Consider the following 12,669-nt stretch of genomic DNA (forward strand, 5'->3'; position numbering starts at 1 on the left):
TTTTAATGATTTTATGGATAAATATCACTGAATTTGCTGTTTTTATATCTGTGCAAACGTTTTACCTGAGGATTTGATTACAGTACTATAAGAATTAAAGCGCTTACCATTTCCTTTATAGGAAAATTGCAGCAGAAGGGGTTATTTTATATGGATAAACGAGCAACATCTATCGCCAAAAAACACACTATAAACGGACTTTTGACTCTTAGCTTAACTGCCGTTCTGCTATCCGGTTGTTCAGGAAATAATAACAATATTCCTTCCTCTGCCTCCCCTTCTCCATCGCCAAAAGCAAATACAGCTCAGAATACTACAACACCTCCCGCTGCAAAAACGATTACCACTGACGAACAGCCCTCAACGGTTTATTATGAGATTTTTGTTCGTTCATTCTATGACTCTGACGGGGATGGCATCGGTGACCTCAAAGGGATTACCAAGAAATTAGATTACTTAAATGACGGAAATCCTGACACCACAGACGATCTGGGGATCGGTGGGATTTGGCTTATGCCTATTAACCCTTCACCAAGCTATCATGGTTACGATGTGACAGATTATCGTGCAATCAATCCAGATTATGGGACGATTGAGGATTTACAAGAGCTCGTTACGGAGGCGCATAAACGTGGGATTAAAGTAATTATGGATTTGGTCGTGAATCATACCTCCAAAGAACATCCTTGGTTCGTAGATTCCGCTAAAAATAAAGACAGCAAATATCGCGACTGGTACATATGGGCTGAAGATCAAGGACGCCCTGCCAATGGAGCTAGTGCCGCTGGTAGTGGCAGTGCATGGCACTCTTTACTGGGTAGTCATTATCTAGGTGGCTTTTGGGAAGGCATGCCTGATCTAAATTTTGATCATACGGAAGTTCGTAATGAAATGAAGGATATCGGTAAGTTTTGGCTGGAACAAGGGGTTGATGGATTTCGTTTAGACGCTGCTAAACATATTTACGAAGACCTTCTAAGCGACAAAAGCCAAGCCACAACTAATAAAAATGTATCTTGGTGGCAGGATTTCCGCAAAGCGATGAATGAAGTGAATCCTCAAGCTTATATTGTCGGCGAAGTATGGGAGAATTCTGCAGTCACCGTAGGGGCTTATTTGGATCAAGCCTTCGACTCTAGTTTTAACTTCGGGTTAGCTGAGACCCTTATTAATTCCGTGAAAACTGAAAAAGACAGCGGGACTGCCTTTACGCTGGAACGTACGTATAATTTGTACTCCAAAATATCTGATAGCCATTTTACCGATGCAATTTTTTTGACAAATCATGATCAAAACAGAGTCATGAGTCAATTAGACAGCAATCTGGATCATGCAAAAATGGCAGCAGCCCTGCTGTTAACCTTGCCTGGAAATCCTTTTATTTATTATGGTGAAGAAATAGGAATGCTTGGTGTAAAACCAGATGAAGGAATTCGTGAGCCCATGAGATGGATGACAGCGGATCAGGTTGAGGGGCAGACTACTTGGGAGGTCGGCAGCAATAACGCTGATGATGTTAGCATTAATGTCGAAAGCCAGACTAACGACAGCAGCTCACTGCTTAAAAGATACCGCGAACTCATTGCGTTAAGAAACGAAGTCCCTGCGCTCCGTGATGGCGGAATTCGAGACTACACTTCTGGCAATGCAGGGGTAATGGCCTACGAACGTATAACAACAGAGGATCAAGTCCTCGTTGTTCATAACCTAACTGGAGATGAACAAATCATTACGCTTCATCCAAATGCCGAGGGTATCTCTTACACCAAGATCCAAAAGACAACTGCTGACAAAGTGACCTTAAATTCAGATCAGCTTACTCTTCCTCCTTATTCAACGGTTATTGTGGACTAGGAAAAGAGGAGGAATGAAAAACCCACTCTGCCACAGAACCACATAATTGTGCTTTCGATATAGGAAGAGCTACAATCCAGTCTTGGGAAGGATCGCTGCTCATGCGCAGCAACCAGCCACTTGAATGATCGCTTATGAAGCTAGCATACTGAAACTTCCAGCCATTTTCACTAGAAATACAGAGTCGCAATTCTCCCTCTGCGTCGAAGCATTTCATCACTTGTGCAAGATGGTTGGAATGGACATCATCTCCTGTCTCTGCAGCTAAACACTCTGAGAGTCTGTGAACCGTAGAGGAATCAGAGCCTTTTTTCAGCTCCTTGAACCTTTTTTTTGACATTAGTAACGCCGGAATCCCGTGAGCAAAGGGCTCCATCGCTCTCTCACATTCGAACAACTCGAGACAAAAGCTCTCTGTTTCCTCTCTGTTCTTCAGCACACACGGAGGAGAGTCCGGTGTATTATTGCAGTAGGCTAGTATTTTATCCTTATGTATTTGTAAACACAGATCTTTAGTTTTCTCCTTCTCTCTATATTTGAATCTACCTATCCTTTCTGCTGTAGACGCAGTATTTAACAATTCATTTAAAACTACTTGGTCGGTTACCCGATCTGGAAATAAAAATTCCGTTAAATCCGTTAAATCCGTTCGTTCTTTCTCATTCACATTATTGTATCCTTCCTGTATTACATATAAATGTATATTAAACTAGCAATCTTTATGTTATCATAAGCTAATTTTAAGGTAAAATTAAGAAACAAGGGGTATGATCATTAACATGAAATACTTGTAGCGAGGTGATTTCAAAATGAGAATGCTCATCACATTTCAGAACAAACTTGTACCTGTGTATTTCACAACAGAAAATAAACAGCCCACTCAAAAAGTACTTAGATTACTTAACAGTACGCTGGAGCTCAAAATTCAAAAGGGCAAAAGTGCCCTCCAGAAATGCCTCAATTCTCTGATTAGTATCGAAATTAAAGGCTCTGAAGCTATATTGCACAGTTACAGTGAAAATGATTCATTGGCGCTATCCCTCTATTAATGGAGGGGTAGTTTTTTTGTCACAACATTGCTGTCCTCAGCTTTCTAATAAGGAACGTCCTAAGTAGCCAAGAGGTGCTGCTTGGACCCGTTGTCTTTTTGATGCTAACTTGATCAAAAATGACACTCCGTTTGATTTAGATACTATTTGCGCATACATAGGCAAACATAGCTTCAACTCTCAAAGTCAGGGACCTTGGTTCGCTGGTTCTGCTTGGTGCTACTTTGTACTGATTTTGTGCTATTTCATGGCACGTTTGGATTGCTGCTTGCCGGCCATCCCCATAGCCGGCTGCTATCGGACTCAGATGACCTTAATCGTAACTTTTGGGCTCATTTGGAATTCTAACGGACCCCAGGGTCACTATTGGCTCGAAAAACACTAATTATCTACCTCAAAAAGCTGAATAGCTGCGCTGGAGTCCGAAACTCTGCTCTAATGCTCATAAATTCGCACATAGCGTCATCTGAGTCCGCGGTAATCTAAATTCGAAACTCAGTTTGCTTTAGTTGCTATTGTCGTGTACATAGTTGGTACTGTCGCGTACATAGTTGCTACTGTCGCGTGCATAGTTGTTACTATCGTGCACATAGTTGCTACTGTCGTGTACATAGTTGCTACTGTTTTAGCTTTAGTCGCTGCTTTTGAACTCATAGCCACTGCTTTCGGACTCAGATGACCTTAATCGTAATTTTTGGGCTCATTTGTAATTCTAACGGACCCCAGAGTCACTATTGGCGCGAAAAACACTAATTATCGACCTCAAAAAGCCGAATAGCTGCATTGGAGTCCGATACTCTGCTCTAATGCTCATAAATTCGCATATAGCGTCATCTGAGTCCGCGGTAATCAAAATTCGAAACTCAGTTTGCTTTAGTTGCTATTATCGTGTACATAGTTGCTACTGTCGCGTACATAGTTGTTACTGTTGTAGCTTTAGTCTCTGCTTTTGAACTCATAGCCACTGCTTTTGGACTCATAGTTGGATGCTTTCGGACTCAGATGACCTTAATCGTAAATTTTGGGCTCATTTGGAATCCTATCGGACCCCAGGGGCGCTATTGGCGCGAAAAGCACTAATTATCGACCTCAAAAAGCTGAATAGCTGCGCTGGGTTCCGAAACTCTGCTCTAATGACTGAAAATTCGCATATAGCGTCATCTGAGTCCGTTGGCCGCTGAGGATACTTGGAAGGTCACTTAGCGAGTGATTTGTTGTCTGACTTAGCCGTTAACTTGGTGTGTAGCTCAGTGGGTTACTCAGCGGGTGACTTGGTGTTACTAGTGTGTAGCTCAGTGGGTTACTCGGCGGGTGACTTGGTGTTACTTGGTGTGTAGCTCAGTGGGTTACTCGGCGGGTGACTTGGTGTGTAGCTCAGTTAGTTAATCAGCGGGTGACTTGGTGTTACTTGGTGTGTAGCTCAGTGAGTTACTCGGCGGGTGACTTGGTGTGTAGCTCAGTGAGTTACTCGGCGGGTGACTTGGTGTTACTTGGTGTGTAGCTCAGTGAGTTAATCAACGGGTGATTAGTTGTGTTAGTCAGTGAGGTGACTTAGCCGTTAACTTGGTGTGTGACTCAGCGGGAGATTTGTTGTGTGACTTAGTAAGTCGTTTAGCGGTTGACTTAATGTGTGACTCAGTTAGTGACCTACACGTTACTAGTTATGTGACTCAGTTAGTAACTTAGCCGTTAACTTGGCGTGTGACTGACTCAGTGTGTAACTTAGCAGTTGACTTGGTATGTTACTCAACAAATGACTTTGCATGGGTCATCAGATTAGATGTAGCGGGTGGCCTGACCCTACTATGTCACCTGCCAAAAGCGACGTTTGTCGTAGGTTGGCTTTCATTTGCTGCCCTTTATGCTGAAGCAATCTGCCAGGACTAAAAAACGCAGAGCAGTGATCCCCCCCTTAACGGGAGGATCACTGCTCTGCTATATTTACGCACTTTTTTAACCCAAGGACTCTGTCTCATTCAGCGAAAAATCTACTATTAGGAAGAGCTAAGCAATTATCAGCTGATCTTGTAATTCTTCTGCTCTGCTTTTTCAGCTTTCTGGATTCGAAGTCTAAATAGCTTCACTAAATTCTGACGCGTATGCTCTTCGTGACAGCTGTCCAATTTTTTAATGATAAACCGATCGATGGACATGTCAATCGCTCCTTTTAGATCATTCTGGAACTTATAGAGACAGGAAATTATTTCCTGTTCTCTTGTATCACCTATTAACCTTGTTTTCATTTTTTCAAACTCCTTAACCGCAAACAAATTTCAAGAACAAAAAAATAATTTACAAACAAAAGATTACATGCTATATTAAATATAGTTAATATTAAATACACACATGCAAGGGAGAAATCATAATGTCTAAAGTTCTATTTATTAAAGCAAACAACCGTCCAGCAGAACAATCCGTAAGTGTTAAGCTGTACAATGAATTCTTGGAGAGCTACAAACTCAACCACCCAGAAGATGAAATCACTGAGCTTGATCTGTTCGCAGAGCAACTTCCATACTACGACAATACCCTGATCACTGGTATGTATAAAGCCGCTCAAGGATACGAAGCAACACCTGAGGAAGCAGCTGGTGCCGCTATCGTTAATAAATATCTTAATCAGTTCATCGCTGCAGATAAGGTAGTATTCGGTTTCCCACTGTGGAACATGACTGTACCTGCTGTATTGCACACTTATGTAGATTACCTTTGCCAAGCTGGTAAAACATTCTCTTACACTGCTGAAGGTCCAGTTGGTCTTTTGACAGGTAAAAAAGCAATCGTTCTGAATGCAAGAGGCGGTATCTACTCTGAAGGTCCTGCTGCAAGTGCTGAAATGGCAGTAAACTTCATCGTTGGTAACCTTAACCTGTGGGGAATTAAAGATATTACACAAGTAATCATCGAAGGCCACAACCAACTTCCAGCACAATCCGCTGAAATCATTGAAAACGGATTGCAACTGGCTAAGGAAACTGCTGCATCCTTCTAAACCATAACCGTTTAGATTCAATTCAATAATGAAGGGCGCCCCTTAGCTTTCAAAAGCTAAGGGGCGCCCTTTTTCAATGTCTATGCCGTTATATCAATTCTTTTTAATATTCATCCAGCTCTTTACGCCATCCGTATCCTCTGGTTCTGGATGAACTCACTTTAGTGGAAGCTGCGCTTTTTCTCTTAAGCTTGGCTTCTTTATTATTTTGGTACAATACTTCTCGTTGTGTTTTTCGGTAGTTGAATAGTCTCTTCTCTTCCAGTTCACCTGTTTGGACTGCTTCCAGTACAGCACAGCCCTCTTCGCGTTCATGTCTACAGTTACTAAACCGGCACTTAGAAGCTAGACCGCTGATATCACTAAACGCTAGATCAAGACCACCTTCATCTTCCCAGAGCTGCAGCTCCCGCATCCCCGGTGTATCTACGATAATCCCCCCATCCGGCAAAACAAACAGTTCACGGTGGGTAGTAGTATGACGTCCGCGGCTATCCCCTTCTCTAACATCCTGCGTAATCTGAAGGTTCTTCCCGCATAGCCAGTTGACCATTGTCGACTTCCCACAACCGGAAGAGCCCGTAAGAGCTACTGTTTGACCCTCACCAATGTAAGGCAGCAGCTTCTCGCGTCCTTCATCTTGTATTGCACTAACAGCATGTACTGATACTCCGGGAGCCGCGCTCTCCATTTCAGCGATTTTACTGTCTGCATCAGGACAAAGATCCGCTTTAGTGAGTAGAATAACTGGATTTGCCCCACTATTCCAAGCCATGATCAGATATCTCTCCATCCGGCGAACATTAAAGTCATCATTCAACGCGCTGACCAGAAATAATGTGTCTACATTGGAGGCAACAATTTGCTCATCTTGTGTATTTCCTGCGACCTTGCGTGAGATCACACTCTGCCGAGGCAATACGCCATGTATGATTCCATGCTCGCCGCCATCTTGCATCGCCAATGCTACCCAGTCTCCAATGGCAGGAAAATCACCCGAGGCTACAAATGTGTGTCTCAGCTTCCCGGCAAGCTCTCCCCACGTCTCTCCTACATCAGTTAACACCTTGTACTTACTGCCAAAGTCACCAACGATTCTCCCGGGAATAAATTGTTTATCCTCTGCATGACTCCACTTTTCATTCCATTTTGTACTCCAGTTTTCATTCCAACCATATTGCTTTATGCTATTCATTCATTTCCTCCTAAAAGATATGTTTATGTTTTTTCTTGCCCCTTGGCGTTTTCCGAGAACACAAAAAGCCGCCGGAAATAAAGACTCCGGCGGCGGTATATAGACATGTGGATTTATTACACCAAATCCAATCTTTCTACACACGCAAAAAAGCCACCGGACCCTATACGGTTCCCGGTGGCTCTAATAAGCGTAATTGAGCTTACCTGCTAAACTGCCCAAATCAATTATTCGGCAGCAGCTGTTCCCGGAAGACACGTATCCACAACAGTTGAGTTCATTACATTTAAAACTGTCATAAAACATCGTCTCCTTCCGAAATTTAAGATGCTGTTATCATAATTGGTGCAGCAGTAAAATGTCAACCCCAAATTTTCCAGATTACAAAATAGCCTCTAATTCTTTCAGCTCACGGATCATTTTCCAAGGTTGGATGTCCAGCTGATCATCCCAAGGATGTTTCCTTTGCAGCCATATCCCTTCAAGGCCAGCCTTACCTGCCCCCCAGATATCATTTACCGGATGATCCCCTATAAACAAGGTTTGATCCGCAGAGGCACCCAGCCTGTCTAAAGCTAATTGATAAATCGCAGGATCAGGCTTCGCAATGCCAACTTCTCCAGATATAACTATAGCCTTGAAGTACTCTCGCAGGCCGAGAATATCAATTTTGGTGTTCTGGATTTCTTTTTTACCGTTGGTGACCAGCCCCAAAGTATATCCACGCTCCACGCAATACTCCAGAATCTCCAAAGCATGCTCCATGGCTGCACCATGATTGATGTAGCTCGCATCATAATACGCTCGGATATGTTCAGCCGACACAGGCTTTTCCCAAGGCAGGATCTCACTAAGTTCTAAGAAAAATCCGTCTTTATCACGGTAGCCATCAGCGTCTCTGTGGATCATATCCTCGATCACGGCCTGCGCTTCCGCAGGTTCAAGATGCCCAAGAAAATCCTGCACGAACTGAGTGCTAAAGCTGCGAAATGTATAGTCGCGATCCATTAAAGTATTGTCCAGATCAAATAAAATAGCTTGTACTTCCTTCATCAAGCAATTCCCCTTACATGCTGTTAATTTTCAAACCTAACCTACAGAATGTAATTGTACTATGCCTTTAGAGACAAAGAAAAGACTATTCAACAAAAAGGATTTGTGGCTTCCCTTTTACTGAACAGTCTTTGTGAAGATTCATATCTGCGTCATTCCTTTACTCGAAATGCTCTGCCCGATGGGTCAGCATCATTTCTTCATCCGTAATATACAACGGAAAAGGAGGTGTTTCTTTTAGATAACTTTCTGTAGATAACAACCGATAATGAACCTCTGGCAACCAGGTGTCTTCAAGCAGTGGTAGCTTGCCTGTATCACTAATATAACTGTCTACAGCAGCCTGAACTAAATCCAGATAATACGGTACTAACTTGTCTTCTTCCTCGAAAATTTCATAGGTCTCTCGAGACATATAGAAATTCCGTTCGGGTATTCCACCCAAATAACGTTTCAGACGACTCATATCGATTCTTTTGTCCTCTAAGATTAATGCTGTTCTATTAATAGGTCCAGGCATATCTTCTTCGAACTTTCGAATCGCCTGTTTCACTTGAGGTAATGTGACGGTTACATGATCTGATTTGGGTTGCTTTTTTGTGCGTTTAAATAACATAACGAAAGTCTCCTTTCTAAATATGTCTCAGATAACGCTTACAATTCCATTTTATTCGAAATTCGAATAATTAATCAGTACATTTCAAATCGACACAGAATGTTAATATTTAAAAGATCATTATTTGACATATTCCCACCGAGTCCATACTTCTCGAGGATTTAGTTCATACTTGTCCTTCTCACGATACATAAACTGATGCATGATGAATTCACGACGAATAGTGGCAAAATCTTCATGAAACTGCTTAATAAACTCAATGATTTCCTTTTCCGTATAAACAACACCTGGCTCTAGCTTCTCAACCATGTATTGAAGCGCTATCAATTTCTTCTTGTATTGTGCGGGAATTTGCCGCAGCCGGCCATCTTTAGAGAAAAAATTACGAATTACAGTATCCTGAAGACTATTCTCAGGCAATTGCTCTTCCATATCCTCAGCTCCTTTCGAAAAAATAAATTGCAGTGAAGCTTCAGCCCCATTATTGATAAACTCCGGATTCAACTTAAAGTAAACTGTATTTTTGTCGCGTCTTTCCTTTATTAGAGCCGCTTCACGTAATTTAGCCGCATGATGAGTGACTGTAGGCTGCGATAAATTCAACTTCTCAGCCAGCGCTTGCCCGTGCATTTCTCCTTGGGACAGAAGCAACAATAAGCGAAGACGCGTTGGATCAGCTAAAGCTTTATGATAACTCACGATTTTCTCCAACTGCACTGGGTTCACGCTCCTAGAATTTCACAATAAATTGATACATTAGATATATATCTAATTATATAATAATCAACGTTGTTCTTGCAATGGTTATTATACTCAATCTGCTCTTATGGAAAAATTCATGAATTTAGGGTAGGATTTAAAGAAAAGATAGTAACAATCAGGAGGTAACCCGCTTTATGAAAGATGTCATTATTATCGGTGCAGGTCCTTGCGGCCTCTCGGCAGCTATTGAATGCCAACGCCAAGGTCTGTCCAGCCTTATCATTGAAAAAAGCTTTATTGTGCACTCCATTTATTTGTATCCAACAAATATGCAATTTTTCAGTACGGCTCAGTTATTAGAAATCGGGGATGTTCCTTTCACTTCGACCAACGACAAGCCTTACCGTCATGAAGCGCTTGTCTATTATCGCCGAGCCGCCGAGCAATATGGTCTAGAGATCGCCGCTTATGAAGAAGCATTATCCATTGAACCGCTTGAAGATGGAACCTTTGCCGTACATACGTCAAATATGCGTGGTGAGCATCAGAAACGTATCACTGCAAATGTAGTTATAGCAACAGGTTATTTTGATCAGCCGAATATGATTGGCATTCCAGGTGAAGAACTACCTAAAGTTACTCATTATTTCGGTGAAGCCCATCCTTACACGGGAATGAAGGTAACTGTAATTGGCGGCAGTAATTCCGCAGTAGATGCAGCACTGGAGCTTATGCGTGTAGGAGCTACGGTAGATATGGTATATCGTGGTGAAAGCATCTCAGAGAATATTAAACCTTGGGTTCGGCCAATCTTTGAAGGCATGGTGCAAAAAGGGAAAATCACTCTGCACTTAGGCTCGCGTGTCACTGAAATTACTGCAAGCTCAGTAATTGTTACGGATCATAAGGGGGACAAGAAAGCATTGGATAATGATTTCGTTCTTGCCTTGACTGGCTTCCGTCCGAGCCGTACCCTCCTCACTTCAGCGGGTGTGATCATGGATGACGACATGGATAAGCCTGCTTTTAACACCTCTACCATGGAAAGTAATGTTCCAGGGTTGTATGTTGCTGGAGTAATCGCCTCCGGCCGCAATGCTAACGAAGTGTTTATTGAGACCGGAAGAGGGCATGGTAAGCTTATTGCAGATCACATTGTGTCAAAAGAAAGTTCTAATCCTAAGGAGTTGAAACATTAAGATGGACATGACCTCTTTGCTTTTGCTTGGACTTGCAGCGCTCGGAGTTATCAGCAGCAATTCCCCTGTAACAATAGCAATGGTCGTCCTATTACTGCTAAGAGTACTTGGCTTACAGCAAACTTTTCCTTGGCTAGAAAAATACGGTTTAACCATCGGGATTATCATCCTGACCATCGGGGTCATGACCCCATTAGCCAGCGGCAAAATATCGCTGCAGACAGTCGGTCAATCCTTCTTGCACTGGAAGTCCTTGCTTGCTATCGCTATTGGCATTCTCGTCGCTTTTCTTGGAGGCCGCGGTGCTACGCTCATGACCAACCAACCCACAGTTGTTGCAGGTCTGCTGATTGGCACGGTGATTGGGGTTGCGTTATTTAAAGGCGTTCCGGTCGGACCGCTGATCGCAGCCGGCATTTTATCACTTATGATCGGCAAAATGTAATAGAACAGCACAAAAAAGACCGCTTTTGGCGGTCTTTTTTATTGTGCCTTTTATTGAACCTTCTTCTTCATTATTCCTCCACCTGAGAAATGGACTGCGGAATTTGCTGCACCGCTCTTTTTTCAACGACTAATAAATCTTCAACGCCATACTCTGTCTTAATTTTCTGCAACTGCTTCAAAGCCTCTTCTTCTGTATTAAAATATCCTGCTTCCACGAGATATAAGCCCTTCTCATCCTTTAACATCCGCACATCCTCTAACCCATATAACATTTCTTCAGCCATACCCAGCGCCTCACCAGAAGGCTGTGAGACCGTTCTTAACGAATATACAGAGCCCCCTTTTACTTCGTCTCCTTTCTCTTTTAACGTAATCACTACCTGTGCTGGCTCTTTATATTCCTTTACCTCATAAGCAACCGAGTCCGTAAGCGTGACATTGAACCGAATAGCCGAATCATCTAGCGTAATTAGTGGATAAGCATCCTGGACATATCGGCTTTGTTTTAATGTCTCCAGATCTTTGACTGCTGAGAATTTTCTCGCCCCACTTACTGTAATCGTCATTGTTGCCGGATTTTCCGTAAACTTTACGTTATATGAGCTTGCTAACTGTTGTGTTTCATCCGGATTTGCAAAATTCAAAATCAATTGATCGCTATTCTTCAATTGTTTCACCGAAATAAAGTTCACATCTACTCCATCCTGAATGGTTCCACCGCCTGCACTTCCTTCCGTAAATTGCAGAACACTGACCAGCTTACCTAGAACCGGTATTTGATCCATACTACTCGCAAAAGCAGGAACCGTATTTACACCCACCGTAAAAGAAATCAATACAGCAGCAGCTACTGATCCTGTCCATTTCAAGGCCCGTTTTGAAGAACTATTTTTCTGTTTATAGATTTTTCCTCTTTCAATTCCTTTACGAGAAGCGAATGATAGTTCTTTAGGAATTTCAATCTCATTATAGGCTTGCTGTAGACGTTCTAGTTGCTTATCCAAAGTACTCACTCTCCTCCATACTTATTTTTAATTTTTCCAAACCTCTATAAATAACGGTTTTGACACTGCTCAGGGGCATATCGAGAACCTCTGCAATTTCCTTTATGGGCAAGTCCTCCAAATATCTCATCACAATCACCATTCTTGATTTTTCATCAAGGCCGCTGAGCGCTTCATGCAAGTCCATAACTTCTTCCCTAGATTTCGGAGCATAGCTGCCTCCCAGCTCTTGATCTATATACACGATTTTTTTAGATTTACGGATAAAGTCCAGCGCACAGTTGACAGCGATCTTGGTGAGCCAAGTTTTAAAATATTGCGGTTGCTTCAATTTATGAATGGAGATATAGGCTTTGAAGACGGTCTCCTGCACAATCTCCAGCGCATCCTCTTGATTCCGCACATAGGAGTAGGCCATTCGGTATAAACGCTCCTGCATGCCGTCAATAAGCGCAGTAAAGCTGTCTTCATCACCTGCTATCGCCTTTTCCTCAAGCGTGGTTTTATTCACGTTCCTCACTTCCTTTCATGATGTTTATAAGCTTTAGACGCACATGA

13 protein-coding genes are annotated in these 12,669 nt (G+C 42.5%); 5 read left to right on the forward strand and 8 right to left on the reverse strand.

The genetic code is table 11. The features are described from left to right. The first annotated feature begins 150 nt into the window (after nucleotides 1–150). Nucleotides 151–1,854, forward strand: coding sequence for an alpha-amylase family glycosyl hydrolase (locus NYE58_RS21490; protein ID WP_341002996.1), 1,704 nt, complete (start codon nucleotides 151–153; stop codon nucleotides 1,852–1,854). Here NYE58_RS21490 and NYE58_RS21495 read toward each other — a convergent pair. After that, entirely contained in the window at nucleotides 1,841–2,521 is a 681-nt protein-coding gene (locus NYE58_RS21495) for a hypothetical protein (RefSeq protein WP_076277255.1), read from the reverse strand. The genes NYE58_RS21490 and NYE58_RS21495 overlap by 14 nt on opposite strands. Before the next feature lie 142 nt (nucleotides 2,522–2,663). Between NYE58_RS21495 and NYE58_RS21500 the strand changes: the two genes are divergently transcribed. Next, the gene (locus NYE58_RS21500) at nucleotides 2,664–2,903 is read left to right on the forward strand and encodes a hypothetical protein (protein ID WP_036687997.1); all 240 of its coding nucleotides are present in this window, start codon (nucleotides 2,664–2,666) and stop codon (nucleotides 2,901–2,903) included. 2,015 nt (nucleotides 2,904–4,918) lie between these two features. Here the strand turns inward: NYE58_RS21500 and NYE58_RS21505 are convergent. Next, nucleotides 4,919–5,146, reverse strand: coding sequence for a hypothetical protein (locus NYE58_RS21505; RefSeq protein ID WP_038571602.1), 228 nt, complete (start codon nucleotides 5,144–5,146; stop codon nucleotides 4,919–4,921). A gap of 122 nt (nucleotides 5,147–5,268) precedes the next feature. Here NYE58_RS21505 and NYE58_RS21510 point away from each other — a divergent pair, with 122 nt between their 5' ends. Next, nucleotides 5,269–5,895 (forward strand): FMN-dependent NADH-azoreductase, encoded by a 627-nt coding sequence (locus NYE58_RS21510; protein ID WP_076128352.1) that lies wholly within the window; start codon nucleotides 5,269–5,271, stop codon nucleotides 5,893–5,895. 103 nt (nucleotides 5,896–5,998) lie between these two features. Here the strand turns inward: NYE58_RS21510 and rsgA are convergent, their stop codons facing one another. The 4 genes from rsgA to NYE58_RS21530 form a co-directional block, all read right to left on the reverse strand. Continuing rightward, nucleotides 5,999–7,090: a ribosome small subunit-dependent GTPase A gene (gene rsgA, locus NYE58_RS21515; protein WP_076133795.1), complete on the reverse strand. Its 1,092-nt coding sequence runs from the start codon at nucleotides 7,088–7,090 to the stop codon at nucleotides 5,999–6,001. A 381-nt stretch (nucleotides 7,091–7,471) separates the two neighbouring features. Beyond that, nucleotides 7,472–8,143: an HAD family hydrolase gene (locus NYE58_RS21520; RefSeq protein WP_076277253.1), complete on the reverse strand. Its 672-nt coding sequence runs from the start codon at nucleotides 8,141–8,143 to the stop codon at nucleotides 7,472–7,474. A 160-nt stretch (nucleotides 8,144–8,303) separates the two neighbouring features. Beyond that, nucleotides 8,304–8,759, reverse strand: coding sequence for a DUF3939 domain-containing protein (locus tag NYE58_RS21525; RefSeq protein WP_036688004.1), 456 nt, complete (start codon nucleotides 8,757–8,759; stop codon nucleotides 8,304–8,306). Nucleotides 8,760–8,879: 120 nt separating this feature from the next. After that, nucleotides 8,880–9,476, reverse strand: coding sequence for a DUF2087 domain-containing protein (locus tag NYE58_RS21530; RefSeq protein ID WP_341002998.1), 597 nt, complete (start codon nucleotides 9,474–9,476; stop codon nucleotides 8,880–8,882). Nucleotides 9,477–9,655: 179 nt separating this feature from the next. Here NYE58_RS21530 and NYE58_RS21535 point away from each other — a divergent pair, with 179 nt between their 5' ends. Together NYE58_RS21535 and NYE58_RS21540 are read left to right on the forward strand one after the other, a co-directional pair. Then, nucleotides 9,656–10,660 carry a YpdA family putative bacillithiol disulfide reductase gene (locus NYE58_RS21535; RefSeq protein ID WP_036688007.1) on the forward strand — a complete coding sequence of 335 codons (1,005 nt, stop codon included), beginning with the start codon at nucleotides 9,656–9,658 and terminating at the stop codon, nucleotides 10,658–10,660. Nucleotide 10,661: 1 nt separating this feature from the next. Then, nucleotides 10,662–11,105 (forward strand): DUF441 domain-containing protein, encoded by a 444-nt coding sequence (locus NYE58_RS21540; protein WP_076219219.1) that lies wholly within the window; start codon nucleotides 10,662–10,664, stop codon nucleotides 11,103–11,105. Between the two features lie 70 nt (nucleotides 11,106–11,175). On the opposite strand, the gene NYE58_RS21545 is transcribed toward NYE58_RS21540, so the two are convergent. Together NYE58_RS21545 and NYE58_RS21550 are read right to left on the reverse strand one after the other, a co-directional pair. Continuing rightward, the gene (locus tag NYE58_RS21545) at nucleotides 11,176–12,111 is read right to left on the reverse strand and encodes a DUF4179 domain-containing protein (protein WP_076128342.1); all 936 of its coding nucleotides are present in this window, start codon (nucleotides 12,109–12,111) and stop codon (nucleotides 11,176–11,178) included. Beyond that, a complete protein-coding gene (locus tag NYE58_RS21550) occupies nucleotides 12,104–12,622 on the reverse strand; it encodes a sigma-70 family RNA polymerase sigma factor (protein WP_076128340.1) in 519 nt (172 codons plus the stop codon). Before NYE58_RS21550 ends, NYE58_RS21545 begins: the two co-directional genes overlap by 8 nt. Nucleotides 12,623–12,669 lie beyond the last annotated feature (47 nt).

Source organism: Paenibacillus sp. FSL L8-0708 (genome assembly GCF_038009325.1).
Classification (GTDB): domain Bacteria; phylum Bacillota; class Bacilli; order Paenibacillales; family Paenibacillaceae; genus Paenibacillus_AQ; species Paenibacillus_AQ odorifer.

Coding starts and splice junctions, on each gene's coding strand:
- NYE58_RS21520 (WP_076277253.1), bottom strand. CDS start 8,143: ATGAAGGAAGTACAAGCTATTTTATTTGATCTGGACAATACTTTAATG.
- NYE58_RS21500 (WP_036687997.1), top strand. CDS start 2,664: ATGAGAATGCTCATCACATTTCAGAACAAACTTGTACCTGTGTATTTC.
- NYE58_RS21540 (WP_076219219.1), top strand. CDS start 10,662: ATGGACATGACCTCTTTGCTTTTGCTTGGACTTGCAGCGCTCGGAGTT.
- NYE58_RS21525 (WP_036688004.1), bottom strand. CDS start 8,759: ATGTTATTTAAACGCACAAAAAAGCAACCCAAATCAGATCATGTAACC.
- NYE58_RS21505 (WP_038571602.1), bottom strand. CDS start 5,146: ATGAAAACAAGGTTAATAGGTGATACAAGAGAACAGGAAATAATTTCC.
- NYE58_RS21535 (WP_036688007.1), top strand. CDS start 9,656: ATGAAAGATGTCATTATTATCGGTGCAGGTCCTTGCGGCCTCTCGGCA.
- NYE58_RS21490 (WP_341002996.1), top strand. CDS start 151: ATGGATAAACGAGCAACATCTATCGCCAAAAAACACACTATAAACGGA.
- NYE58_RS21510 (WP_076128352.1), top strand. CDS start 5,269: ATGTCTAAAGTTCTATTTATTAAAGCAAACAACCGTCCAGCAGAACAA.
- rsgA (WP_076133795.1), bottom strand. CDS start 7,090: ATGAATAGCATAAAGCAATATGGTTGGAATGAAAACTGGAGTACAAAA.